The 26,470-nt window shown below is 30.5% G+C and carries 28 protein-coding genes and 1 tRNA gene; 5 read left to right on the top strand and 24 right to left on the bottom strand.

Features of this window, described 5'->3' with window-relative positions:
* Positions 1-226: 226 nt before the first annotated feature.
* From fabV to RMN92_RS07890, 8 genes are all read right to left on the bottom strand, one after another.
* Positions 227-1,417 carry an enoyl-ACP reductase FabV gene (fabV, locus tag RMN92_RS07925; RefSeq protein WP_309608934.1) on the bottom strand — a complete coding sequence of 397 codons (1,191 nt, stop codon included), beginning with the start codon at positions 1,415-1,417 and terminating at the stop codon, positions 227-229.
* A 53-nt stretch (positions 1,418-1,470) separates the two neighbouring features.
* Positions 1,471-3,123 carry a DNA repair protein RecN gene (recN, locus tag RMN92_RS07920; protein WP_309608933.1) on the bottom strand — a complete coding sequence of 551 codons (1,653 nt, stop codon included), beginning with the start codon at positions 3,121-3,123 and terminating at the stop codon, positions 1,471-1,473.
* Between the two features lie 9 nt (positions 3,124-3,132).
* On the bottom strand, positions 3,133-4,020 hold the full coding sequence (locus RMN92_RS07915) for a DUF4835 family protein (protein ID WP_309608932.1): 888 nt from the start codon (positions 4,018-4,020) through the stop codon (positions 3,133-3,135).
* The gene (coaBC, locus tag RMN92_RS07910; RefSeq protein ID WP_309608931.1) at positions 4,013-5,221 is read right to left on the bottom strand and encodes a bifunctional phosphopantothenoylcysteine decarboxylase/phosphopantothenate--cysteine ligase CoaBC; all 1,209 of its coding nucleotides are present in this window, start codon (positions 5,219-5,221) and stop codon (positions 4,013-4,015) included. The genes RMN92_RS07915 and coaBC overlap by 8 nt, the downstream gene beginning before the upstream one ends.
* A gap of 8 nt (positions 5,222-5,229) precedes the next feature.
* On the bottom strand, positions 5,230-5,547 hold the full coding sequence (locus RMN92_RS07905) for a DNA-directed RNA polymerase subunit omega (RefSeq protein ID WP_309608930.1): 318 nt from the start codon (positions 5,545-5,547) through the stop codon (positions 5,230-5,232).
* A gap of 9 nt (positions 5,548-5,556) precedes the next feature.
* Positions 5,557-6,351, bottom strand: coding sequence for an outer membrane protein assembly factor BamD (locus RMN92_RS07900; RefSeq protein WP_309608929.1), 795 nt, complete (start codon positions 6,349-6,351; stop codon positions 5,557-5,559).
* A gap of 99 nt (positions 6,352-6,450) precedes the next feature.
* Complete coding sequence (dapA, locus tag RMN92_RS07895; protein ID WP_309608928.1) at positions 6,451-7,332, bottom strand: 4-hydroxy-tetrahydrodipicolinate synthase; 882 nt, start codon at positions 7,330-7,332, stop codon at positions 6,451-6,453.
* A 1-nt stretch (position 7,333) separates the two neighbouring features.
* Complete coding sequence (locus tag RMN92_RS07890; protein ID WP_309608927.1) at positions 7,334-7,852, bottom strand: DUF6913 domain-containing protein; 519 nt, start codon at positions 7,850-7,852, stop codon at positions 7,334-7,336.
* 114 nt (positions 7,853-7,966) lie between these two features.
* Between RMN92_RS07890 and RMN92_RS07885 the strand changes: the two genes are divergently transcribed.
* A complete protein-coding gene (locus RMN92_RS07885) occupies positions 7,967-8,692 on the top strand; it encodes a 5'-nucleotidase (protein WP_309608926.1) in 726 nt (241 codons plus the stop codon).
* Between the two features lies 1 nt (position 8,693).
* Positions 8,694-9,608, top strand: coding sequence for a metallophosphatase (locus RMN92_RS07880; RefSeq protein ID WP_309608925.1), 915 nt, complete (start codon positions 8,694-8,696; stop codon positions 9,606-9,608).
* A 46-nt stretch (positions 9,609-9,654) separates the two neighbouring features.
* Here RMN92_RS07880 and RMN92_RS07875 read toward each other — a convergent pair whose 3' ends face one another.
* The 8 genes from RMN92_RS07875 to RMN92_RS07840 all read right to left on the bottom strand — a co-directional run bounded on the left by RMN92_RS07875 (position 9,655) and on the right by RMN92_RS07840 (position 16,445).
* Positions 9,655-10,350, bottom strand: coding sequence for a hypothetical protein (locus RMN92_RS07875; protein ID WP_309608924.1), 696 nt, complete (start codon positions 10,348-10,350; stop codon positions 9,655-9,657).
* Positions 10,351-10,367: 17 nt separating this feature from the next.
* Positions 10,368-11,057, bottom strand: a complete 690-nt coding sequence (locus tag RMN92_RS07870) for a hypothetical protein (RefSeq protein WP_309608923.1) — start codon at positions 11,055-11,057, stop codon at positions 10,368-10,370.
* A gap of 125 nt (positions 11,058-11,182) precedes the next feature.
* Positions 11,183-11,887 carry a hypothetical protein gene (locus RMN92_RS07865; RefSeq protein WP_309608922.1) on the bottom strand — a complete coding sequence of 235 codons (705 nt, stop codon included), beginning with the start codon at positions 11,885-11,887 and terminating at the stop codon, positions 11,183-11,185.
* An 11-nt stretch (positions 11,888-11,898) separates the two neighbouring features.
* On the bottom strand, positions 11,899-13,899 hold the full coding sequence (gene ligA, locus RMN92_RS07860; RefSeq protein WP_309608920.1) for an NAD-dependent DNA ligase LigA: 2,001 nt from the start codon (positions 13,897-13,899) through the stop codon (positions 11,899-11,901).
* 164 nt (positions 13,900-14,063) lie between these two features.
* A tRNA-His gene (locus tag RMN92_RS07855) sits at positions 14,064-14,137 on the bottom strand.
* 64 nt (positions 14,138-14,201) lie between these two features.
* Complete coding sequence (gene bshB1, locus RMN92_RS07850; RefSeq protein ID WP_309608919.1) at positions 14,202-14,918, bottom strand: bacillithiol biosynthesis deacetylase BshB1; 717 nt, start codon at positions 14,916-14,918, stop codon at positions 14,202-14,204.
* 20 nt (positions 14,919-14,938) lie between these two features.
* Positions 14,939-16,015, bottom strand: coding sequence for an isochorismate synthase (locus RMN92_RS07845; protein ID WP_309608918.1), 1,077 nt, complete (start codon positions 16,013-16,015; stop codon positions 14,939-14,941).
* Between the two features lie 4 nt (positions 16,016-16,019).
* A complete protein-coding gene (locus RMN92_RS07840; RefSeq protein ID WP_309608917.1) occupies positions 16,020-16,445 on the bottom strand; it encodes a PaaI family thioesterase in 426 nt (141 codons plus the stop codon).
* A 155-nt stretch (positions 16,446-16,600) separates the two neighbouring features.
* Here RMN92_RS07840 and RMN92_RS07835 point away from each other — a divergent pair, with 155 nt between their 5' ends.
* On the top strand, positions 16,601-18,154 hold the full coding sequence (locus RMN92_RS07835; protein WP_309608915.1) for a hypothetical protein: 1,554 nt from the start codon (positions 16,601-16,603) through the stop codon (positions 18,152-18,154).
* A gap of 79 nt (positions 18,155-18,233) precedes the next feature.
* Entirely contained in the window at positions 18,234-19,004 is a 771-nt protein-coding gene (locus tag RMN92_RS07830) for a phosphatase PAP2 family protein (RefSeq protein WP_309608914.1), read from the top strand.
* 52 nt (positions 19,005-19,056) lie between these two features.
* On the opposite strand, the gene bcp is transcribed toward RMN92_RS07830, so the two are convergent.
* Positions 19,057-19,509 carry a thioredoxin-dependent thiol peroxidase gene (gene bcp, locus RMN92_RS07825; RefSeq protein ID WP_309608912.1) on the bottom strand — a complete coding sequence of 151 codons (453 nt, stop codon included), beginning with the start codon at positions 19,507-19,509 and terminating at the stop codon, positions 19,057-19,059.
* A 371-nt stretch (positions 19,510-19,880) separates the two neighbouring features.
* Between bcp and nth the strand changes: the two genes are divergently transcribed.
* Positions 19,881-20,540: an endonuclease III gene (gene nth / locus RMN92_RS07820; RefSeq protein ID WP_309608911.1), complete on the top strand. Its 660-nt coding sequence runs from the start codon at positions 19,881-19,883 to the stop codon at positions 20,538-20,540.
* Positions 20,541-20,556: 16 nt separating this feature from the next.
* On the opposite strand, the gene RMN92_RS07815 is transcribed toward nth, so the two are convergent.
* The 7 genes from RMN92_RS07815 to RMN92_RS07795 form a co-directional block, all read right to left on the bottom strand.
* The gene (locus RMN92_RS07815; RefSeq protein WP_309608910.1) at positions 20,557-20,700 is read right to left on the bottom strand and encodes a hypothetical protein; all 144 of its coding nucleotides are present in this window, start codon (positions 20,698-20,700) and stop codon (positions 20,557-20,559) included.
* 48 nt (positions 20,701-20,748) lie between these two features.
* The gene (locus tag RMN92_RS07810; protein WP_309608908.1) at positions 20,749-21,333 is read right to left on the bottom strand and encodes a sigma-70 family RNA polymerase sigma factor; all 585 of its coding nucleotides are present in this window, start codon (positions 21,331-21,333) and stop codon (positions 20,749-20,751) included.
* A gap of 209 nt (positions 21,334-21,542) precedes the next feature.
* On the bottom strand, positions 21,543-21,746 hold the full coding sequence (locus tag RMN92_RS14565) for a T9SS type A sorting domain-containing protein (protein ID WP_395077365.1): 204 nt from the start codon (positions 21,744-21,746) through the stop codon (positions 21,543-21,545).
* Between the two features lie 38 nt (positions 21,747-21,784).
* A complete protein-coding gene (locus RMN92_RS14560; RefSeq protein ID WP_395077321.1) occupies positions 21,785-22,045 on the bottom strand; it encodes a family 16 glycosylhydrolase in 261 nt (86 codons plus the stop codon).
* 195 nt (positions 22,046-22,240) lie between these two features.
* On the bottom strand, positions 22,241-23,170 hold the full coding sequence (locus RMN92_RS07805) for a glycosyl hydrolase family 17 protein (RefSeq protein WP_309608907.1): 930 nt from the start codon (positions 23,168-23,170) through the stop codon (positions 22,241-22,243).
* Positions 23,157-24,098, bottom strand: a complete 942-nt coding sequence (locus RMN92_RS07800; RefSeq protein ID WP_309608906.1) for a glycosyl hydrolase family 17 protein — start codon at positions 24,096-24,098, stop codon at positions 23,157-23,159. Before RMN92_RS07800 ends, RMN92_RS07805 begins: the two co-directional genes overlap by 14 nt.
* A gap of 6 nt (positions 24,099-24,104) precedes the next feature.
* Positions 24,105-26,468 (bottom strand): MFS transporter, encoded by a 2,364-nt coding sequence (locus RMN92_RS07795; protein ID WP_309608904.1) that lies wholly within the window; start codon positions 26,466-26,468, stop codon positions 24,105-24,107.
* Positions 26,469-26,470: the final 2 nt, after the last annotated feature.

Below are 26,470 nucleotides of genomic sequence, written 5' to 3'. Positions count from 1 at the left end.
CTTGTTTTTCTCTAACTTTCTTATAATACAACTTACAAGATTCTTCATCTGGAAAGTGTTCAGCAAATTTTAAAATTGTCATTTTTTATCAAATATAACGATTTATTTAAAATTGTGGTAAATAAACCGAGATACAATTAAATTGTTAACAAAATATAATAATATCGATAAAATGTATAAAAAAACCCATGAAATTCATGAGTTTACCTTATATTATGAAAAATATCTAATTTATGCTTGAAATATGTATCATTTCATTGGTTTCCAATTTATAATCTACGCCTTTGAATCCAAATCCAAATAAATTATAAAAATCATTGCGGTATCCTTCTAAATCTCCTAATTCGGATAAATTTTCTGTTGTAGCATTTGCCCAAAGTTTGGAAATTTTTTCTTGAATATGATCTGTCAATTCCCAATCGTCAATCCGAATTCTTCCTTTTTCATCCAAAGGAATTTGTTTTCCAGTAAATAATCGTTGTGAATATAATCGTTGAATTTGTTCAATACATCCTTCATGAGTTCCTTCTTCTTTCATTAATTTGTACAATAATGAAATGTACAATGGAATAACGGGAATAGCCGAACTAGCTTGTGTTACCAAAGCTTTGTTTACAGAAACATATGCTTTGCCATGTATATTTTTTATAGAATCTGTAATTTCAAATGCTGTAGCCTCCATATGATCTTTGGCTCGACCTATGGTTCCTTTTCTGTAAACAGCTTCGGTTAACGATGATCCTATGTAAGAGTAGGAAACTGTTGTAAAACCATCGGAAAGTAAATTATTTTCTTTAAGTGCATCTATCCACATTTTCCAATCTTCACCACCCATAACAATTACAGTATTCTCAATATCATCACCTTCACTTGGCGAAATTGAAATATCTGAAACTTTTCCTGAGTGAAAATCTACTGTTTTGTTGGTATAAGTGTCGCCAATTGGTTTTAAAACAGAACGATGTGTAATTCCCGTTACAGGATGTGTTCTTACTGGCGATGCCAAACTGTAAATAACCAAATCTATTTGACCTAAATCTTGTTTGATCAAATTGATAGTTTGTTGTTTTATTTCGTTTGAAAATGCATCTCCATTGATGCTTTTTGCATACAATCCTGCTTTTTCAGTTTCCATTTCAAAAGCGGCAGAATTATACCAACCTGGAGAAGCTGTTCTTCCTTCAGTTGGAGGTTTTTCAAAAAATACGCCTATTGTGGATGCGTTTGAGCCAAAGGCACTCGTAATTCTAGAAGCCAATCCAAAACCTGTCGAAGCACCAATCACCAAAACACGTTTTGAACCATCAATTTTACCTTTTGATTTTATATATTCAATTTGATTTTTTACATTTTGCGCACAACCATCTGGGTGCGCTGTGGTGCAAATAAATCCCCTCATTCTTGGTTCTATAATCATTTTATGTTGTTTTTGTTGACTTGTTTATTTGTTTTTCAAAAGTAATAAAAAAATTAATTTAATAATGCTTTTGCGTGGTTTAGTGCAGAATCTGAAATATCTTTTCCTGATAGCATTTCTGCAATTTCAAGAATACGTTCTTCTTTGCATAGTAATTTAAGTTCAGAAATAGTACTTTCTCCTTGTATTGATTTAAATACTTTATAATGATTATCGCCTTTTGCTGCAATTTGTGGCAAATGAGTGATGGCAAAAACTTGCATTTGTTTGCTCATATTTTTCATAATATTGCCCATTTTATGTGCAATTTCTCCTGAAACTCCAGTATCAATTTCGTCAAAAATTATGGTTGGTAGTTTGGAATAATCTGCCAAAATAGCTTTCACCGCCAACATAATTCTTGACATTTCTCCACCAGAAGCTACTTTTTTAAGTAGACCAAAATTTGTGCCTTTATTGGCTGAAAATAACAATTCAACTTCATCTTTTCCATTAGGTAAATAGCTTTCGGCCTGTTTAATATCAAATTGAAACAGCGCATTTGGCATTCCCAATTCAGATAGAAATTCATTAATTTTACTAATCAAAACTGGAATAGATGTTTTCCTGTTTTTTGAAATATCTAATGCTAAATTGTCCAAAACAATAACATTTTCTTGAATTTGAATGTCTAATTTTTGAATTTTAGATTCTAAATCATCAGCCAAAACTACTTTATTATCTAAATTATTTTGTATAATTAGCAAATCTTCAATAGTTTCTACATGATGTTTTTTCTGAAGTGTATAAATTGTTTGCAATTTTTGATTGACTAATTCCAATTTTTCAGGATCATCTGTCAAATTATCTACTTGCTTAGACAATTCAATATTTATATCTTCAAATTCTATTAATGTACTTGAAATTCTTTCAAAAACAGTTTTAAGTTCTGGCGATAGATTTGCAATTTTCTGAATTGAAATTTTTACTTCCTTTAAATTTTGAATTATACCAATCTGTTCTTCATTTGTCAATGCTAAAGATTTATCTAATGCCTCTTTTATAAATTCTACATTATTTAATTTCTCGAAAGTGGCTTCCAACTCTTCTTGTTCATTTGCTTTTAAATTGGCAGATAGCAATTCTTGTAATAAAAATGAATTATAATCATGCTCTTTTGACAAAGCTTCTTTTTCTGATTCAATTTTTTTTAATTGACTTTTTAATGATTTGTATTTGGATAATTGTTGCTTATATTCTGTAATTAAATTTTGATGATTCGCAATAGCATCAATAATTTCAATCTGATACGCTTCGTTAGAAAGTTCCTGTGTTTGATTTTGCGAATGAATATCCAATAAAAATTCACTCAATTCTTGCAGTTCATTTAAATTTACGGGACTGTCATTTATAAATGCTCTAGATTTTCCAGAAGGTAAAATTTCTCTACGAATAATAGTTACATCTTCGTAATCTAAATTATTTTCAGAAAAAAAATCTTGTAGGTTGTATTTCGAAATTTGAAATTGTGCTTCAATAATACATTTTTCAGCTGCATTTTTTAGAGAAGTTAAATCAGCTCTTTTTCCTAAAACCAATCCCAAAGCACCCAATAGTATCGATTTTCCAGCACCAGTTTCACCAGTAATTATAGAGAACTGATTAGAAAAATTTATTTCCAACCTTTCAATTAATGCGAAATTTTTTATAGATAGCGAAGTAAGCATATTGATCTGTTAATAGCTAATTTGTCCCCATTTTGAAGCATTTGTGGGTGACATTCTATTCAGATTGTCAATAACGTCAGCCACATCAACTTTTGGGCCTCCACTAAATATACTTAAAATTTCTTCTACTTTTGCATCAAAAAATACGCGAGTGATGTAGGCATTGGGTCTAAGATTTGTAATTTCTTGAAGTGTTTTTAATGATGATTTAATATTTTCTTTAGCTTCTTTAGGATTTTCAGTCATTATGTCCATTGCTTTAAAATGATATTCGTACATCGCTTTTCTAAAAGAAGAGAAACTTGGCGATAACATATCGTTTATTAAAAAAAATCTGTTTTGATTTCCGTCTGTTGCGCTCCAACCTTTTTGTTGACCTTGTTGTGCAATATTGACAATATTTTGAGCATTTTCTAAAGATTTTGAACCACCTTCAGATGAAAATGTATCACCATCAATACCTACAATCATATTGGCATAAAATGCAATAATAGAAATAAGATTTGAATCGTATGAGTTAATATCGAAAAATAAATTTTGAAATTCGGTATATGTAAAGTTAATATCTTTGTCGTTGATATTTAAAATTGGAGACATGTAAGTTGCATTAAATATTGGTCTTGATGCTTGTATTTGTAGGGTTCCTGAAAATTGATCTGAATTGTAGGTTGTTATTGTAAAGAAAAAGGAACATTCAATTTTCTCATTTTGTTTATAAACCTGCTGCGACCATTTTGTATTGTTTATAAATTCAGTCAAAGATTTTTGAAGTGTTACGAATATTTGTTTATTGGTTGCACCAACTTGATCGGAATTAATTTCTACTACACAATTTAATTCTTGCGCGTTTGAAAATCCAAAGAATAAAAGAAAAATCCAAACAATAAGTTTACGCATAATAGGAAATAATTTTATTAACAATGTCTATGGCTACATCTTCTTTAGATTTTAAATCTTGAGCCTCAATATTAAAATGTTTATCAATAAAGGTAACTTTATTTGTTGATTTTCCAAAACCAGCACCTTCATCATTTAAAGAATTAAGAACTATCAAATCTAGGTTTTTTTTCTGAATTTTAAGCTTTGCATTTTCAATTTCATTTTCAGTTTCTAGCGCAAACCCAATTAGAAATTGATTTTTTTTAATTTCTCCCAAAGAAGCTAAAATATCTTTGGTTTTTTCTAACTCAATATTAAACGTGTTTTCTATCTTTTTTATTTTCTGTAAGGCTACATTTTTTGGTTTATAATCTGCAACCGCGGCTGCTGCAATGGCAACATTACATTTGCTAAAATAATCGTGACAAGCAAAATACATTTCTTCTGCTGAGGTAACACTAACAATTTTTATTAATTGATTTTTTGCCTTTAAATGAGTTGGGCCTGAAACTAAAATTACTTCTGCGCCCATATTCGCTGCTGCTTCAGCAATATCAAAACCCATTTTCCCTGAAGAATGATTGCCTATAAATCTCACTGGATCTATGGCTTCATAGGTTGGACCAGCCGTGATTAATATTTTTTTGCCTCTTAAAGGAAGTTTACCTTCAATATCTTTTTCTAGAAAAGAAATAATATTTTCGGGTTCTGCCATTCTGCCTTCGCCGGAAAGTCCACTTGCTAATTCGCCACTTTCAGCTGGAATTATTATGTTCCCATATTTGGCGAAAGCTTCAAAATTTGATATTGTAGAAGGATGTTTGTACATATCTAAATCCATAGCTGGAGCAATATAAACTGGGCATTTTGCAGATAAGTAAATGGCTATTAGTAAATTATCGCAATTTCCATTGACCATTTTTGACATGGTATTTGCAGTTGCAGGTGCAATAATGATATAATCTGCCCAAAGCGCCAAATCTACATGATTATTCCAAACTCCATTTTCCTCATCTTCATCAAAAAAACTAGAATATACTGGGTTTTTGGAAAGTGTAGATAGCGTAAGCGGCGTTACAAAATCCTTAGAAGCAGGAGTCATTATCACTTGGACATGCGCTCCTGCTTTTATAAAAAGTCTAACCAATGATGCAGATTTATAAGCGGCAATTCCACCAGAAACACCCAGCACTATTTTTTTACCGCTTAAAACAGACATTAGCTATTTTATTTTGATGTAGATTTGTAGTAAATTTTATCGCCCAACCACTCTTCCACAGCCAATGCGTGTGCTTTTGGTAGTTTTTCGTAAAATTTAGATACTTCTATTTGCTCTTTATTTTCGAACACTTCTTCTAAACTATCGTTATAAGTTGCAAATTCTTCCAATTTTTCAATTAACTCTTTTTTAATTTCAGCGTTAATTTGATTTGCTCTTTTAGCCATTATGGTAATCGCTTCATAAACATTTCCAGTTGGTTCTTCAATTACATTTTTATTGTAAGTAATTGTGTTTACTGGAGCAGTAGTCTTTTTTAAATCCATGACTTTTTTTTATTTAGAAAATTGTTGTAAATCTTTATCTATTCTTACCAACATATCATTGGCAATTTCTTTAAATTCTGTGTTTGCATTAAATTTTATTAAAGAAGTATGAGCTCCTTTTGCTACATTTAAACGATCTTGCATTTTGCTTGGCACGCTATTAATCGCTAATTGGTAGCTAGAATTCAATTTATAATATAATGCTTTTTCTTTGTAAGGAGTACCTGGATATTCTGCAACAAAATTATCCAAAGCTTTTATAGCAGCTTTATAATCTGAAATATCATTGTAAAGTTTGGCATTTTCAAATGCTTTCTTTTCTAGTTTTTCTCTCAAATCTTTAACCAAAATATTTGCCTCAGCAAGATATTGAGATTTTGGATAAGTATTTATGAAACTTTGCAATTTTACAATAGCTTTATCTGTATCTACTTGATCCAAAGAATACTCTGGAGAAAGTTGTGTGTATGATTTTGCAGATAAAAAAGCGGCTTCTTCTACTTTATCACTTTTTGGGTATAAAGCAGTAAAACTATCAAATTGATAACCTGCTAAATAATATTGTTCTGATTTGTACAATGCTTGAGAATACAAGTAAAACATATTTTGTGCTTCTGGTTTGCCTCTGTAAGCTGGGGCAAGCTGTTCAAACAAACGAATGGCTTTTTCGTATTTGCCTTTGTTATAATATTTTTCGGCTACAGTAAATTTTGTAGCAACATCTTCAGATTTGAATGCTTTTTGGTATTCACTGCACGAAGAAATAAGGGCAAAAATGAGGAATGTATATATTAATTTATTCATATTTATTTTAGAAATGTCGATTTTATTGGCTTTTCTTGCTTACAAACCGAATTGCAAATTTAGTTAATATTTCTTATCTACAAAATTTTATTTTGAATGTTATTTAGAAAGATTTTTTGTGAATATTTCCAATCTGTTTGCCAAGTCACTATTTACAGTTACCAATGGCAAACGTACTGTATTTTCGGATAGATTGAGTGTTTTAAAAATTTCTTTTACGCCAGCTGGATTTCCTTGTTCAAAAATCATGTCAATACTTTCCATTATTTTGTAATGTAAAACGTAGGCTTCTTCTACTTTTTTATTTAGTCCCAAACGAATCATTTCAGAAAATTCTTTTGGATAGCCTTCTCCAATTACAGATATTACACCAGATCCACCAGCCAAAACTATTGGCAATGCTATCATATCATCGCCAGAAATAATTAAGAAATCTTTCGGTTTGTGCTGAATCAATTTCATTGCTTGCACAATATCGCCAGCCGCTTCTTTAATTCCTATTAAATTTTTAAAATCGTTTGCCAGTCTCATAACGGTTTCCGGTAGCATATTGCTAGCGGTTCTTCCTGGTACATTGTATAAAATTACTGGAATGGGTGCTGCTTCCGCTATAGCTTTAAAATGCTGGTATATTCCTTCTTGAGTGGGTTTGTTATAATAAGGAGAAACCGAAAGAATGGCTGAAAATTTCGAAAAATCTCTACTTTTTAATTCTTCAACAACTTGCTGGGTATTATTTCCTCCTACGCCTAAAACTAGTGGTAGCCTTCCTTTATTGGCTTCAATTATAGTTTCAATTACAATTTCTTTTTCCTCTTGATTCAATGTTGCAGGTTCTCCGGTAGTTCCTAAAACCACCAAATATTCTACGCCACCATCTATAACATGATTGACAATTTTTTTTAAGGCTTCAATATCTACAGAGAAATCTTTTTTAAAAGGAGTAACCAGTGCAACTCCAGTACCAATAAATGCTTGCATTTTATATTTTTTTTAAAATTTTTAGATATTTAAATAATTCTTCGGTAAAAACGGTATAATTTTCTACTGTTGTATTGATCATTAAATTATTGAGTCGTGTATCGATTTTTGAAATTCCAACCTTAAAATTAGCTCGTGAATTATGAGTAATTATAAGGAGTGGTGCTTTTTCAACATCATAATAACTAATAAGCATATCAAATGGCGTATTTATGAAATCATTTATAAAATCTTTCTTCAAAACTCCCTTCCAATTCATGTTTTTATTACTGAAAGTTAATTCTTGATAGGCGTCATTCTTTTTTATTTTGTCTTTAAAAACAATAATTTTTATGTTGTTTTCTTTAATTCCATTTTGAATTATTAGTTGTTTAAGTTGCTCTTTTTGTTGAAAGTAGCTCTCATCAATCAATAAACCTACAGTCTTAATTGGTGTTGAAAATGTATTTGAATTAGCATGTTTGAGTGTACTTTTTAATAATTTTTTTACAGATAATTCTTTTATATACTTTAGAAACATATTACTTTTACATATTAATCAAAAAAAACAAATTTAATCAAATAAGATTCAATTGGTATGGTAAATGTAAAAAAGTGCGTTCTTGTTTTAAAACTTTTTGTTTTAATTTTAACGTTGTCATTAGTTTTCACAAGTTGTTCCAAAAATTATAACGTTACAAAAATTGAAGGAAAACAAATAAATATTTCCGATAAGGCTGCTTCAAATCAGGACATTGAAAATTATATTGCTCCTTTTAGAAAAAATATTGAAAAAGATTTAGATAGTGTTTTGGCATACGCGCCAGAAACTTTGGACAAAAGTAAAGGAGAATGGCAAACTAGTATTGGTGATTTTTTAGCCAATCTTACACTTCAAAAAGCAAATGTTGTTTTTTTGAAAAGAGAGCAAAAAAACATTGACATTTGTCTTTTAAACGATGGTGGAATTCGTGCCATTTTGCCAAAAGGAAATGTAACTACAAGAACTGCTTTTGAAATTATGCCTTTTGAAAATACCGCCATTGTCATTGCTTTAAAAGGAGAACAAATTGAGGAAATTGCAAATCATATTGTAACTGTAAAAAAGCCACACCCTATTGCAGGATTTACTTTTACTATAGATAAAGATAATAAGGTAAAAAACATTAAAGTAAAAAATGAAGTTTTACAACTTAATAGAATTTATTATGTGGTAACTTCTGATTATTTATCGAATGGTGGCGATAATATGGATTTCTTCAAAAAAGGTGTTCAATCTTTTGACTTAAATTATAAATTGCGCAATATTTTAATCGATTATTTGAAGGATATTGATACTATTGCAGTACCATCTGAAATAAAAATTGCTAAAGAAAACTAAAATGAAAAGAAGAGATTTTATACAGAAAACAGCTGCTAGTACTACATTTTTAACTTTGGGAGGATTGTCTTTGAGTAGTTTTGCATCGGGCGAAATAAAAAAAATAACCATTTTGCATACGAATGATGTTCATAGTCATATTGATCCGTTTCCGGCTACACATCCGAGAAATGCAAATATGGGTGGAGTTGCTCGTCGTGCTTCTGTTATTGAATCTATTAGAAAAGAATCTGCAAATGTGCTGTTGCTAGATGCTGGCGATATTTTTCAAGGAACTCCCTATTTTAATTATTATGGTGGTGAAATTGAATTTAAACTTATGAACATGATGCAATATGATTTGGCCACTATTGGAAATCATGATTTCGACAATGGTATTGATGGACTTTTGGCTCAAATGCCAAATGCTAAATTTGAGTTTGTAAATGCAAATTATAATTTTAAAAATACTGTTTTAGATAGTTTTGTAAAACCGTATAAAATTTTTGTAAAAGATGGAATCAAAATAGGCGTTTTCGGACTTGGAATAGAACTAAAAGGTCTGGTAGATCCTAAACTTTACAAAGAAACTGTTTATAATAATCCAATTGAAGCGGCACAGGATATATCTCAAAAATTAAAAGAAAATGAAAAATGCGACCTAGTTATTTGTTTGTCTCATTTGGGATTTAAATATAAAGACAATCCAGAAAAACCTTCGGATATTATGCTGGCTCAAAAAACCAAAAATATTGATTTGATAATTGGCGGACATACACATACATTTCTTGATAAACCAGTTATCGAAAAAAATAGTGAAGGCAAAGAAGTTCTAATAAACCAAGTGGGATGTTTTGGTATAAATTTAGGCAGAATTGATTTTTATTTGGACTCGAATAAAAATGTTTCCACAACTGGTAAAAGTATTATTGTTTAAATTTTGTAATAAAATCACTTTAAAACTTTCACTATAAATACACTGATTAATCATCAAATTCTATATCCGAACGGTATATTTTTTTGCTTGTAAAGTATTTCACCATATAAAAATAAGATGCTGATTGCATAATTAAATTCAATATTTTAAAAATTTCAATATTTATATAGAAATTATATACTGCATAAGATACATTGGAAATTATAAAACAACCACACATTAATGCGGCAAAAGTGTTTCGCAAGCTGTTGGAACTATAAAAATGAAATGCAGATAAAGAAGCTAAAGCCCATAAAATAAATCCATAAATATAAAGGCTAAAATTTAATGTTTCATTTTCAATATTTATTAAATTAAGCACAAAAAATAGTATGAAAGAATTGATTAATGTTGCCATTAAAATATAAATTTTTCTTTTACTATTGATAAAATTTGGTTCAATATCTTTAATTCTGAAATATAATAAAATTAAAAAATTTACAGCATTAAAAATTATTACAAAGTAAATAGTATTTCCAAAATTTAGTAATGATATAATATCGTCCAAAAAATGGCAAAACAATCCTATTGTAAAAAACCAATTAATAGATATTTTTGTAGTTTGCACATAATAGAAAAAAATGGCTGGAACTATAACAGGTTTTGAAAATAAAAGTAATATTTCATTATCCAAAACAATACCTAGAACAGCAATAATAACTGCTATAGTGTATAAAATAAGTGCTGGAATGCTATCTCTCATTAAATAAATATTTAGTTTTATTGTGATTGTTTGTTTGGTTTCTCTAAAAAATAACTAACTAGAAAATAAAAGTTAATTACATTGCATAGAATGCTTATATATCTAAAAAAAATAAAATCATAATAGTAATAATATAATGCGTAAAATAAATCGCAAATAATAAAACAAAAAGTAGATATCATTAAATAAACATTGGCTTTGCTATAATTTGCTATAAATTTTATAGTATTGAATATTCCTAAAAACAGCAATGTAATAGAATACAAAACTATAAAATAATAAATATCTGAAGTTGGATTAAATACCACAAACATTGATACATACGCTAGTGTCATTAAAAAAAAAGATGTTATAATTACATAACTTACATTGACTCCGTCAAGAAGTTTTATTTTTAATTTAAATATTGATAAAATAGTATTTGTTAATAAAATTCCGTATACAAAAAAATTGACAATAATAACGTAAACCAATACCAGTTCATCTTCAAAAGTGTTCAAAATTCCACTTATAAATAAGAGAATTAGAATTAAAGTATACCAAAAACTGACTTTACCTTTGCATTCTTGCAAATAATAAAATAGCATTGAGGAAGCTATTATTGGCTTGAAAAGTAATATTAAATCAGAATAATCAAAAATAATAGAAAGTAAGTAAAAAATACTAGAAAATATATATAAAATCAATGCTGGTGAACTTGCTTTCATTTAATAAATATATAATATTTTTTAATTAATTGGCATTCTTGAAAATTAAATTGCATTTATTCCATAATAAATATATTAACCAAAAAATAAAATCCTTATCAATATATTCAATTTTATTTTAAAACCTACGCAAAGTCATTGTCAGCTTGAATTTCTCTGTTTTGTACTTGGAATAGATAAATCAAGAAAAATCCTAAAAAATGCAAAATTCTTTCAGTAAAATTTAAAACAATATCATCTAAAAAATAAACTATCAATGCTGAAATTGTATCCGAGAAAAATATTGAAAAACTTCCAAAAAAATAATAAATCGATTTTTTTGTAAATTCAATTCTTAAATAAATTAATGCGGTAATAATCAGTATTAAAGCGGCAATGGCATTTAATAGAATGATTAAATTTAAATAAATTATTGAAATGTTTTTAAATATAATTGAAATTACTATACCCAAAAAACAACAAATTAGTATAAAAATGAAAATAGTATTGGTTTTTACATAATTGAGTAACTTTAAATTTTTTAAATACGGAAAAGCCAATATTGCAACGGTTAAGTAGCTCAAAAAATAAAAAGTCAATGCTAAAACATACAAAATAGGTTGACTCTCATGATGAAGTAAAAAAGTTTCTCCTAAATAAAAAAAAGCAACAAAAAAGAAATAATTTTGACTTAGTTTTCCCCTATTTTTTGCAAAAGCATACAACATAAAAATTGGGATAATTGCTGGTTTTGTATAAATTACATATTTTGCATCATACAAATAGGAAGCCCCAAAATATATTATTAGCGCAACATTTAATAAGGTAAAAAGTATAATCTTAATATTCACTTCAAGTAAATTTAATTTGAAATCAAGTTTTGAAAATCGGTTTCAGAAATAATTGGAATATTCAATTGGTTTGCTTTCTCCAATTTTGCAGGTCCCATATTTTCTCCTGCTACAACATAATCTGTTTTTGAAGAAATGGAACTTCCTACTTTGCCACCATTATTTTCGATAGCTATTTTCAAATCATCGCGTGTGTATATTTCAAAAACGCCTGAAACTACGAAGGTTTTACCCAAAAGTTTGTCTGTTGCATTCGGATTTATTTTTTCAATTATTTCGAATTGAATGCCGAACGATTTTAATCGATTGATGATTATTCTATTTTCTTCATTTTCAAAAAATTCAATAACACTTCTGGCAATTCTATCTCCAATTTCGTCAACCAAAATCAATTCTTCCAATGTTGCTTCACTCAAAGCATCTATATTTTTATAATGTTTGGCTAGTTTTTTGGCAACAGTTTCACCTACAAAACGGATGCCGAGGGCAAATAAAACATTTTCAAAAGGTATTTTTTTGGATTCTAAAACGCCATTCACCAAATTTTCTGCCGATTTTTTTGCCATTCTTTCCAATGGTAAAATTTGTTCCACTGTAAGTTCATACAAATCTGCATAATTATGAACCAAACCATTATTGAATAACAAAGCAACTGTTTCTCCGCCCAAACCTTCAATATCCATGGCCTTTCTAGAAATATAATGTTGAATTCGACCTATAATTTGCGGCGGACAACCATAAAAATTCGGGCAATAATGGTTGGCTTCTCCATCCTTGCGTTCCAGCTGGGTATTGCATTCTGGACAATTTGTTATGTATTTAGTTGGCTGAGTATTTGCTGGTCGTTTGCTCAAATCGACAGCAATTATTTTAGGAATTATCTCGCCACCTTTTTCTACAAAAACTTCATCATGAACTCTAATGTCTAATTTTTCAATTTGATCAGCATTGTGCAAAGAAGCTCTTTTTACAATAGTTCCTGCCAATTGAACAGGTTCCAAATTTGCTACTGGCGTAATCGCGCCAGTTCGACCCACTTGGTAGGAAATCGAATTTAATTTGGTAGAAACCTGCTCCGACTTGAACTTGTAAGCCATAGCCCAACGTGGCGATTTTGAAGTGTAGCCCAATTCTTCTTGGTAATGAAAACTATTCACTTTTACAACAACACCATCGGTTTCGTAAGGCAAATGATGGCGGTTTGTATTCCAATAATCTATAAATTCAAAAACTTCCTCCAAGTTTTTCGCCAGTTTGGCTTCAATTGGTGCTTTAAAACCCCAATTTCTAGCAGTTTCCAAACCTTCAAACTGGTTACTGAAAGGTAAATTATTACCAATCAAAAAATATAACAAACAATCCAATGGTCGTTTGGCAACTTCTGCACTATCTTGCAATTTTAAACTTCCAGATGCCGTATTTCTTGGGTTGGAGTAAGGAGTTTCGCCAATTTCTATCAAGTCTTGATTCATTTTTTCAAAACCAGCAAAAGGCAAAATAATTTCACCACGAATATCAAATTTATCTGGAAAATTTCCTTTTAATTTTAAAGGTATCGATTTTATAGTTTTAATATTATTGGTCACATCATCACCCTGAAAACCATCGCCTCGGGTAAGAGCCTGAGTCAATTTTCCGTTTTCGTAAGTTATAGAAATCGATGCACCGTCATATTTCAATTCACAAGTATATTCCAATGGCACATTTCCCAACACTTTTTGGATTCTGTTTTCCCAATCCAACAAATCTTCTTTCGAATACGAATTATCCAAAGAATACATTCTGTATTCATGTTTTATTGTTTTAAAATTTTTTGTAATCGATCCGCCCACACGTTGCGAAGGCGAGTTTTCGTCAAAATATTCAGGATATTTAGCCTCTAAATCCTGGAGTTGTTTTAACTTCTGATCAAATTCATAATCAGAAATTGTGGCATTGTCCAGCACATAATAGTTGTGGTTGTGTAAGTTAAGTTCTTCACGCAATGAAGTGATCAATTCAATATCTTGCATTTTCAAAAATTGTATTGTATGTTTAAATAAAATTTAAAAATACAAATTTTATTTAGAAATATTTTTAAAAGGTTGCAATTAATACTAATAAATTTTAATATTTAGAGTAGGATAATAACCAAAAAAAAGGTTCCGAATTACTTCGAAACCTTTGCGTTATGTAGGGTGGCTGACCGGGTTCGAACCGGCGACCCTCGGCACCACAAACCAATACTCTAACCAACTGAGCTACAACCACCATTTATTTAACGAGTGCAAAGATATTGTAAAAGTTGGTTTCTGCAAACAAAAAAACAAAAAAATTATTTCAAATCATTTAAACTATTGACTGCCAAATACCTTTCTACAGTAAAACCTTCCCCATAATTTGACCCAATCAATCTTCCTAAATCTTGCGCCCTGTACAGCACACTGTCCAAAAAGTTTTTGGAAGTAATGGGCGATTCAGGCTCCTTTGAATTTGGATTATAAAACTGAGTTTGATATGCTTTTATGGCTTCCATTTTTATCTCCATAAAATCAGAAACATCGACCACAAAATCGGGTTCAATGTTTTTCCATTGAATGTAATGATAGACCAATTTTGGGCGCCAAACTTCTTGAATTTTGCCATTTAAACTGGTTTCAATTTTTACTAATCCTGATAAGAAACAGGCATCAGAAACCAATTTGCTCCCTTTTCCATGGTCAATATGTCTGTCTTCGATAGCATTGCAAAGTACAATTTCAGGTTTGTACTTTCTTAACATTTTAATTATTTCCAGCTGATTTTTTACATTATTTTTAAAAAACCCATCTCTAAATCCTAAATTTCCCCTAACGGAAACTTTCAAAATTTTGGATGCATTGCTAGCTTCAATATCTCTTGTTTCTGCTGTTCCTCGGGTTCCCAATTCACCTCTGGTCAAATCGATAATGCCAACAGATTTTCCAAGTGAAATTTCTTTTGCAATCGTGGCACCACAGCCCAATTCTACATCATCTGGATGTGCGCCAAAAGCGAGTATGTCTAGTTTCATGTATTAAAATTAAATCTTTATTAAAAAATACTTTTCATTGTTTTTGATTTATTCACCGTTTCCTCCCATTCATTTTCTGGATTACTCTGGTCGGTTATGCCGCAACCTATATATAATGTAGCAGTGGTTATTTCAGAATTATTTACAATATTAATTTTCATGCAACGCAAATTTACATACAAATCTGTTGCCGTTTCATTTTTGCTAGAGTCATGATTCAATTCGCCCAAAAATCCAGTATAAAATTCCCTGTCGTAGGTTTCATTTTCAAGGATAAAATTTTTTGCAATTTCTTTTGGCAAGCCACAAACTGCGGGTGTTGGATGCAAAATAGCTACCACATCTTTACTACTAAAATTTGGTTTCAAAATGCCTTGAATATCTGTTTTTAAATGTAATAAATTCCCAGCTTTTGTGGTGTACGGACTTGAAACTGTAATCTCTTCCGCTATATTTTTAAGATTCTCAATAATATATTGTGTCACAAAACCTTGTTCTTTAGTTTCTTTTTCCTGCCAAGAAACCAAATAATTATCTTCAAATTGTTGTGTTCCAGCCAATGACATGGTGGTGAATTTATTTTCTTTCACTTGCAACAATGTTTCGGGTGTTGCGCCCATCCAAAATCCAATTTTTGGATGAAACCAACAATAACAAAAAGCTGTTGGATATTGCTGAAGCATTTTTTTAAATATTTTACGTATTTTGAAATGCTTAATTGAAACAGACTCTATTCTTGACAAAACTACTTTTAGAAATTCACCATTTGATATTGCATCTACACCTTTTTTTACTAATGAAATAAATTTGGACTTTTCCTCCTCATTTATTTTTGATTCTTTTAAAACTAAATCTTTTTTATTTTTTAGTTTAAATGTTCCAAAATTTATTTCAGAATGTTCAATAGGGAAAACAACTGTATTTCCATCTTCAAATGGAGCAAAAACAAATCCTTTTTCTTGAAGATTTTTAGAAAAATACACATGGTCATTTTCTTGAAACATCCCAACTACAGTTTTGGAGTTGGGTTTTCGAAACAATACAAAAGGCAAATTTTGCTTCTTGTGTTGTTTCATTTTTTCTAAAATAAGTTCCATGAAATTATTTATTAACTGGTAAAACCATGTTCGTCAGTTTACAAATAGATATCAAATTGTCTTTTTCATCCACAATTCTTATTTCCCATAAATGGATAGATTTTCCTTTGTGAATAATTTTTGCAGTAGCAAAAACTTCGCCATCTGTTTTGCTCTTTAAATGATTTGCAGAAATTTCAATGCCACGAATTTCTTGCAAATTTCTATCAATAAACATTACCGAAGCAGCACTTCCAACGCTTTCAGCAAGCGCAACAGTCGCACCACCATGCAATAATCCAATGGGTTGATGTACTTTTGAGTTTACTGGCATTTTTGCTACTAGATAATCGAGTCCAGCATCAATATATTCTATTTGGAGTGTTTGCATTAAAGTATTTTCACACATTTTGTTGCAAATTCGTAGCATTTCTTCTTTATCAAAAGACATATTTTAAATTTTGTAATTCAAAGCTACAAAAAAGTAAACTAAAAATCATTTTTGAACGTTAAGTTTAATAATAATTTAAAACATAAAGGTTTTTATTATTATTTTTATCAAAAATTAATTGGATCATGCGTTACTCCTTTATCATAACAATCTCTTTGCTCTTAATACTTGTATCTTGTCGAAAAGATTTTGATACAATTCCAAATAGTGGTAAGCTAGAATTTTCAAAAACAACGGTATATCTTGATACGGTTTTTTCAAATATTAGTTCAAGCACCTATCAGTTAAAGGTTTATAACAAATCCAACGATGATATTAACATTCCAAGTATTGGTTTAAAAAAAGGCAATAATTCAAAATATAGAATTTTGGTTGATGGTAAAACAGGTGTCGATTCGGATAATAATGGTTTTGGCGATGGAAAACTTTTTAGTAATGTAGAAATTTTAGCCAACGATAGTTTATATATTTTCATTGAAGCGACGACAGATATTGCCAATGCAAATCCTACCGATTTGTTGTACACCGATGAAATATTATTTGATGGTGGAAGTAGTTATGAGCAAAAAGTAAATTTGGTAACACTTATTCAAGATGCTGTTTTTTTGTATCCTGAAAGGTATCCAAAACAAAATGGCGGCTACACCTACGAAAATTTACAAATTGGATCCAATCCGCCACAAAATATTTATGGTTTTTTCCTTAGTGATAATGATCCTTTAAACGGCAATGAATTAGTTTTTACCAATGCAAAACCCTATGTAATTTATGGTTATGCTGCCGTTCCGCCCGGAAAAACATTAGTTATAAATCCTGGAGCAAGGGTTCATTTTCATGATTCATCGGGAATAATTGTGGCAAATACTGGAAGTATTCAAGTAAACGGTACAACATCTACAGATCCAAAATTATTGGAGAAGGAAGTTATTTTTGAAGGCGATAGGCTAGAGCCTGATTTTTCGGAAGTTCCTGGTCAGTGGGGAACTATTTATTTAACAAATGGTAGCACAAATAATTCATTTACAAATTTGACTATCAAAAATGCATCGGTTGGTATTTTAATTGAAGGGAAAGATGCTACAACCGTGCAAATAAAAAATACACAAATATACAATTCGTCAAATTTTGGAATTTTATCTAGAAATGCCAGATTAAATGGTGAAAATATAATTATTAATAACGCAGGTCAATATGCATTGGCAACTATACTTGGGGGCAATTACCAATTCAAACATTGTACTTTTGCGAATTTTTGGAAAGGCGGTTCAAGACAGTCACCTGCAGTTTTGGTGGATAATACTTTTTTTGATGGTACAACTGTTTTTATTGCCGATTTGCAAGCTAAATTTTACAATAGTATTGTTTACGGTTCCAATAATATTGAATTGGGATTAAACAAAAACAATGGAGCACTTTTTGATTTTAATATCGAAAATTGTCTGATTAGATTTAATGATATTAATAATGTATTTGATAATAATGCTACATATGCTCCAATAAGAAATGCAACAAATATTTTGAGTAATAATGCAAATTCAAATAATCCGCAATTTAGAAATATTGACAAAAATAATTTGCGAATTGGTTTAAATTCTCCCGCTAAAGCAAAAGGGAATACTCTTTATTTGGTTCCCAATGATGCCGATGGAAAACTAAGAACTTCACCTTCCAATCCAGATTTGGGTGCTTATGAGCATTTATCGGACTAGTCTAAAATCGAAAAAATTAACTCTAATTTTATAAATTATTTGGGTTTTTCTATCATTACAAATATAATTTTAACCGCACATGAAACCAATATTTAGAATATGGATAATAATGGCATTATTACCATTAAATAATTTATTAGCACAACAACTTAGTCCAAAAGATACCATTGCATCAACCAAAGTTGAAAATTTAAAATTTCATTACAAACAACTCATTATTCCTTCGGCACTTATTGCTTATGGAGTAATTGGTTTAGAAAGTGATGATTTAAAATTATTCAATGCCATTATAAAAGAAGAAGTAAATGAAAACATAGACAGTAAAATTACACTTGATGATTTTTCACAATTTGCACCAGCCATTTCTGTTTATGCTTTAAATTTCGGTGGTATTAAAGGTAAAAACAATTTTAAAGACCGATCTATAATTTTAGCAACCTCTTATTTACTAATGGGAAGTTCTGTTTATACATTGAAAAATACAACAAAAGTAGAGCGTCCTGATAAAAGTTCTTTCAATTCTTTTCCATCTGGACATACTGCAAATGCATTTGCTGGAGCTGAATTTTTGTGGCAAGAATACAGAGATGTTTCTATTTGGTATGGAATTTCAGGATATTTGGTCGCAACTGGTACAGGAATGTTTAGAATTTATAATGACAGACATTGGTTTACAGACGTAGTGGCGGGAGCAGGTATTGGCATTTTAAGCACCAAAATTGCGTATTGGATTTTTCCATATATAGACAATCATATTTTCAAATCCAAAAAGAATGTGCGCTCTACAATGATTGCGCCATTTTATAACGGAAATCAAATGGGTGTGGGAATGATTTTAAATCTTAAATAAACAAGGAAATAGAATTTTGAATATACTATTTAATTGTTTTTATTAAATGAGATTAACCCAATATTTGATTGGCGTGGTCTTTGGTTTTTACATCTGAAATTACATCGGATATCATTCCTTTTTCATCAATGATGAATGTAGTTCTATGAATCCCACCATATTCTTTACCCATAAATTTTTTGGGTCCCCAAACTCCAAAAGCTTGAATAACAGATTTGTCTTCATCTGCCAACAGTGGAAAAGGGAAATCAAATTTTTCTTTAAATTTTAATTGTGCTTTCGCAGAATCTGCGCTTACACCCAAAATTGCATAATTGTTTGAAGTAAAACGAGCATAATTATTGCTCAAATCGCAAGCTTCTGCCGTACATCCTGGTGTATTTGCTTTTGGATAAAAGAAAATCACCAATTTTTTACCTGCATAATCAGCCAATTTGTGCGAATTTCCATCTTGGTCAAGTGCTGAAAAACTGGGTGCTTTGTCGCCTTTTTTTAATGTTGTCATTTTTTGATTATTAGATTATTGGATTGTTAGATTATTAGATTGTTGGATTTTTAGAAATTTTTATTTTGAATATTAAATTTTGAACTCTGATTACCGAACACTGAACACATATTACTAAAAACTTAAGACTATTTCAAATCATAAACATTATATGCCCCAGATTGAAGTGGAAACCCCACAGATTGGAAAATTTATTTTTCTTGCAAAGCCACAGCGACCAAAGGAAGCTCGTGGCATTGTGTAGAAAAATAGTTTTCCAATCGAGGAGTTGAAACGGAAAGCGGGATTAGGCACATAATTATTTGTAATTTTAAATTGGTTTTTGATATTGCAATTGAAATCGTATTTTTACAATTCAAATTTAATTAAAAATGACCAAAAAAGAGCGTGTAACTTTTGTTATAAATACGTTAAAAGAATTTTATCCAACTATTCCAATTCCGCTGGATCACAAAGATCCATATACTTTGCTAGTTGCTGTTTTACTTTCGGCGCAATGTACAGATGTGAGAGTAAATCAAATTACACCTTTATTATTTGCAAAAGCAGATAACCCTTACGATATGGTTAAAATGTCGGTAGAGGAAATTAAAGAAATAATTCGCCCTTGCGGACTTTCTCCTATGAAATCTAAAGGGATTTTTGGATTGTCAAAAATGATAATTGAGCTACACAATGGTCAAGTTCCTCAGAGTTTCGAAGCACTTGAAGCCATGCCAGCCGTTGGTCATAAAACAGCCAGTGTAGTTATGAGTCAAGCATTTGGTGTACCAGCATTTCCTGTGGATACACACATACACCGATTGATGTATCGTTGGAATTTGACAAATGGCAAAAATGTAATTCAGACAGAAAAAGATGCCAAACGTATTTTTCCTGAAAAAATCTGGAATGATTTACACCTTCAAATCATTTGGTATGGACGCGAGTATTCACCAGCTCGAGGTTGGAATTTGGACAAAGATATTATAACCAAAACTATCGGCAGACCAACCGTTTTAAAAGAATATTACAAAAAAAACGCTCTGTAAATAGAGCGTTTTGCTTTTAGTTTAAAACTGTTTCGTAAACCACATCACCTAACTTTTCTATTCTTAATGCTTTCGAATAGTTCAATATAAAATTGACTGTTTCTTTTTTAGGCGACATTTTTGGGGTTGCATTTTTCTTTTTAGAGTAAATTTTTGCCATATCAATATTTAATTTATTAACATAACGCAACCTTAAATATAATATTGTTTAATTAGTCAAAATCATTTGATTTTTTTCTATAATGCGTCTCAAGTTCATCAATGCATAGCGCATTCGTCCCAAAGCAGTATTAATACTCACTCCAGTTAGTTCTGCAATTTCTTTGAAACTCAAATCTTGATAGATGCGCATTTCGACCACTTCTTTTTGATCGTTTGGTAACTCATTCAAAAGTTTAATTAAATCGTTTTCAACTTGTTGGGTAATAATTCTGCTTTCAATATTTGGAGTATTGTCATTCATGATTGAAAAAATAGAAAACTCTTCTGTTTCACGAAACATAGGCATTTTTTTATTTTTCCTAAAGGAATCTATAACCAAATTATGCGCAATTCGCATGACCCAAGGCAAAAATTTGCCTTCTTCGTTATAAGAATTTCCTTTAAGTGTTTTTATTACTTTAATAAAAGTATCTTGAAAAATATCGTCGGAAGCATCTCTATCTAATACTTTTGAATATATAAAACCATAAATTTTTGATTTGTGTCTTTCAATTAAAATGGATAAGGATTTTTCGTTACCATCAATGTAACTTCGTACCAATAATGCGTCTGGGAGTTGAGTAGTAGCCATAACAATACTTTTAGATTTTTGGGTTTATCTGAAGAGATTTTTTCTCTTTTTTAAAAGTATTTCTTTGTTATAAGCTTTTTGTTTTATTATTAATTATTTCCAAAATTAACAAAATATTTAATATAGGCAATATTTACCTTAAAATTTAACATATTTAACACAATAAATAAATACCTATGGATATTTTAAAAGGAATTGTTATTTTTTAATTAGTTAACTATTATTTTTTTTAAGCTTTTTTCTAATGCTGAATAAACACTTATCAAATAAATACCTTTAGAAAAATTTGATACATCTATTTTATTAACATTTACATTAGTTTTCATGACTAGATTACCAATAATATTGTATATTTCTACTTTATCAATGATATTAATACTAGAAATATTTATAAAATTACTGGTTGGATTCAGAAAAATATTAAATTCACTTAATTTATTTTCATTTGAACTTAAAGGATTTTGATATACTCGTAGTCAATTAACATGTACCTTTGCGTAAAATTAGACAGTAATGAACCTGCAATTCCACTCATTGCAATATTAAGTAAAATATATTGTTCAGTATCAAATGGGCAAGTGTTAGCGTTTTTAATTATATGATTATAGGTGTAATAAATAATGCCATCGAGTAAAAATGATATTCTATTTGATGACCAATTTAGGGAATATATATGATAATTGTTTGCAAGATCAGATTTTGATGAAACCATTGATTGGAATCTATTGCTCCATTTATATTAAATTCAACTGACCAAACTAAAGTTGAATATACAACATCAATCTGTGTAAAAGAGAATTGACTTATTAGGTAAAATAAAAATAGAATTTGAATAGGTTTTTTTTTTTCATTGGAAATGATTTTAAAATAAATACTACTTGCTATTTAAAGGAATTATTTTATCTTTTTAAACTAATTTACCTTCCATTACTAGCTTTGGCGTTCTGTCTATTTTAAAAAGTCCCCAATGTTTTTCTGGCTCTAATGGTTCTGATGAGCCTTTCCAAGATTCGTCAAAAGCTTCAAAAACAAATGTTAAAATTCCTTCTGCATCTGTCCATTTTACTAAATCTTGGAAATAAATTTCTTGATTTTCTTCACTTACGTTATGTGCGTCTATTCCGCGTCCGTTTGAATTTGTTGCCCAACCCGCTTCGGTAATTACAGCTGGTTTATTAGGATACATATTGGCAACTGTTAAATAGTTCTCTTTTGTATATTCTAATGCTTCGTGGATATTTTTATATTCCCAAACTGGATAGGTGTGTATTGATATAAAATCGACTTCTTCTGCTAAAGGTTTTAATTTACCTAACCAGGGCACATAATTTTCACAAAAAGTTACAGGCTGCTTTGTTTCTTTTTTAATTAATTTTACATATTCAATAACGCTAGCAACTGACACATAATGATCTGTCCAATCTACACAGGCTTCATTTCCTGCTGATAGCGTTGAAATAATTGTTGGATATTGATTGGCTAAGCTGATAAGTTTTTTAATCTGAATTCCGTTTTTTAATCGGTTTTCATAAAGTTGTTCTTCGGTGTAAACGCCACCACCCCAAGGGCAACCAAAATTATTCATTTCGGCTACAATATAAGCACCAAGCATTACTTGAAATGGTAATTTTTCATTTTTAATTACTTCTAGAACTGTTACGGCATGAACATCGCAATCATACAAACGCAAATATCTCCAGTGATTTTGAAGCAATATCAAATCTTCTTTTACTTCATTATAACTTGGATAAATTCCACCTGGTTGTTGTCCTTCTCTAAAACCAGAATAACAAATTGCTCGACCTGGTTCTAAATTTAGCGCTTTAAAACTGTTCATTATTGTATTTTAATTTTTCGTTTTTATCCCAAATCCCCCAATATGCACCGACTTCCCCTTCGGCACCAACTTTCCAAGATTCGTCAAAAGACGAGAAATAAAAAACATCAATATTTTCTTCTTTGGACCATAGTTGGGTATTGACAAAATATTGCAAAGCACCTTGTTTTGACGGATGCGAATCTTTAAAACTTTCGCCTTGACTTGGCCAGCCCGTTTCGGTAATAATTACTTTTTTGCCATTTCCAGCTTGTAGTGCTTGGTGGTACATGCTTTTCATATGTGCTAACGAATAATCAAGATTGCAACCTTCCCAGAATGGATAACAATTGGTTAATATTACATCGCAAGCTTCAGTAATTCTTGGTTTTATAGTAAATTCATAATAAGCATCTACGTAACCGACTGGAATTGTATCTGGAATAGCTTTTTTTACTCTGTCGATAAATTTTAAGAGTTCATCTTCAGTTAAATCTTTACGATACATTACCTCGTTTCCCACTGCTGCAATATCAACAAAGCCTTCGTTTGAAAGTTTAATTAATCCTTCAATCTCATTTTTATTAACTTCTGGATCATCTCCAAGCCAAGCACCAACTAATGTTTTTATTCCGAATTCTTTAGCAATTATTGGAATAAACTCATTGCCCTCGGTACACGAAAAAGATCTCACCCATTTGGTGTAAGGTGCAATAATTTCCATTCTTCGGCGAACTTGTTCATCAGAAATCATGTCGCCTGGTTTCTGACCGTCTTGATACATACTAAAACAAATTCCGTGCATTTCTGTATTCAATAAGTCGCTGAAAAGCACATTTAATTCTTCTGGCGTTTTTGCAGTAAAATCAATTTTGTTAAAGTTTTTAAACTCATTGTTATTATCAAATTTTATTTGATAAAGTGAATCTTCTTTTCTTCTAAATGACATTAGTTCTTATTTATTATCAAATTTCAATTTTTCGTTTTTATCCCAAATACCCCAAGCTGCACCTACTTCGCCTTCTTGGTTTACTTTCCAAGATTCGTCAAATGATGAAAAATAAAATAGTTCAATACCCTGATTTTTTGTCCATTCTTGAACAGAAATAAAATATTTCATTGCATTCAAATTAGATGGTTGAGCTGATTCGACATTCTCTCCAGTACTTGGCCAACCCGTTTCGGTAATAATTACTTTTTTGCCTTTAGCCACTATTTGTGTTAGTTCGATCATTCCGTCAAGATAAGAAAGTGAATGTGTAATATTTGCACCTTCCCAAAAAGGATAACAGTTAGCCAAAATAACATCGCAAGCATCAACTAATGCTGGTCTTTCAAGAAATTGATAATAAGCATCAACATAACCAACAGGAATAATACTTCGCAATGCTTCTCTAACTCTCTTAATATATTGTAATAACTCTTGCTCCGAAATTTCTTCCCGATGTAGTACTTCATTTCCAATGGCGGCAATGTCAACTTTACCCGCTTTAGCCAAAGCAATTAGGGAGTTAATTTCTTTTTCGTTTCTTTCTTTATCATCACTTATCCAAGCTCCTACTAGGGTTTTTAATCCTTTTTGTTTTGCTATTTCTGGAATAAGTTCGTTCCCATCTGAACAAGAAAATGTTCTAATCCATTTGGTATGTGGACTAATTACATCAATTCTTTTTTGAATTTGATTTGCTGATAAAATATCACCCGCTTGTTGTCCTTCTAAATAAGGGCTAAAACACAAACCGTGTAAACCATTATTTAAAACTTCCGAAGATAGTGTTCTAATTTCGGTGTCGTTTTTAGAACTTAAATCATTGCCAAGAGTTCTATTTATTGTGTTTTCACTTTTCTTTAAAGAAAGTAATTTTCCAGAAAGATATGCAGAAGACTGCTTTTTTAATGGTGCTTTTCTAGCATCTAATTCTTTTTTGATATCTCTTGCTTTTTGTTCTGTTAAGTCATAATTTCTCATTACCCACATAGCAATCAAAGTTCCGATAATTGGAACACCAGAAAAGAAAAGTCTTAAGCCAGTAACAGCACCTTCGGGTTGCGTTGGAGCACCAGCCTTAAAAGCTACTGCCGACATAATTACACCCGTTAGCAATCCTGCAATTGCAAAACCAAACTTTACCATCCACCAATAAATAGCACCAAAAACACCTTCTCTTCTTTTACCTGATTCCAGCTCATCCATATCACAAACATCTGCTGTCATAGACATCATTAAAGTAAACAAACTTCCGATACCAAAAGAAAAGAAAGGTAAAGCAAACAAAAACATATACGGTTTACCTGGAATAAAGAGGAACCAAAGCAGAATGTATCCAAAAACAGATATGCCTTGACAAATCAAAAAAGCTTTCTTTTTCTCCATTTTTTTTGCTAACCAAGCTACAATAGGAATTACTATAAAAGTAGTTGCCAATGCACCTCCACATCCAAAAAGAGTAGGCCAAATACCTGCCGCACCAGTATCGCCGTTAAATAAATAATATACCACTATAAAAAAGGTAAAACCAGCAACTGTATTGAAGGCGTTAAATATAAAAAATGTAGCAATACATAATTTTCTAAAAGGCTTGTTTCTAAATGCTTCTTTAAAACTAATTAAAATTTCTTTTAAACTTCCTCCAATATTTCTAAAAGTTAAGGGTTCTAAACTATCATTGAACTGGGTTGATTTACTTTTAATAAATATAGCTGGAACCATGGCTAATATCATAAATATAATGCCTACCCAAATGGATAATGTTCTTGTAGCGGTATCGGCATTTGGAAACCAAGATGGATCATACATTACTACCCAAAACCAAGGCGCAATTACCCAAGCCCATTGCCCAATCCATTGCGAGATTGCCATAATACTGGTTCTTTCGTGAAAATCATCACTCATTTCATAACCCATTGCTACATAAGGAACGCTGAAAATTGAAAGCCCAATATGAAATATAAGCGACCAAATAAGAAAAAAGGTGAAATTGTATAATACGCTATCTTCTCTATATAATTGCCACATAATCATAAATGCAATTCCCATAATTATGGAACCAATAAAAACATACTGCCTTCTTCTACCCCAAACCGATTTGGTATTATCAGAAACAAATCCCATAATTGGGTCAAAAAAAGCATCTACAATTCTTGGTACAAAAAACAAAACACCCCACATCCAAGAAGGCATGCCTAAATTTTCTACCAATACAACCATAAAAATGCCTAGGGCTGCAGGAAACATTTGGTTGGCTAACATACCCAATCCAAAGGCTATTTTCTGACTCATTGGAACTATTTGCTTCGTGGTAGAATTGTTATTTGACATAT

The organism is Flavobacterium sp. (genome assembly GCF_031363805.1).
Taxonomy (GTDB): Bacteria; Bacteroidota; Bacteroidia; order Flavobacteriales; family Flavobacteriaceae; genus Flavobacterium.
This window is presented reverse-complemented; position numbering and strand designations above follow the sequence as displayed.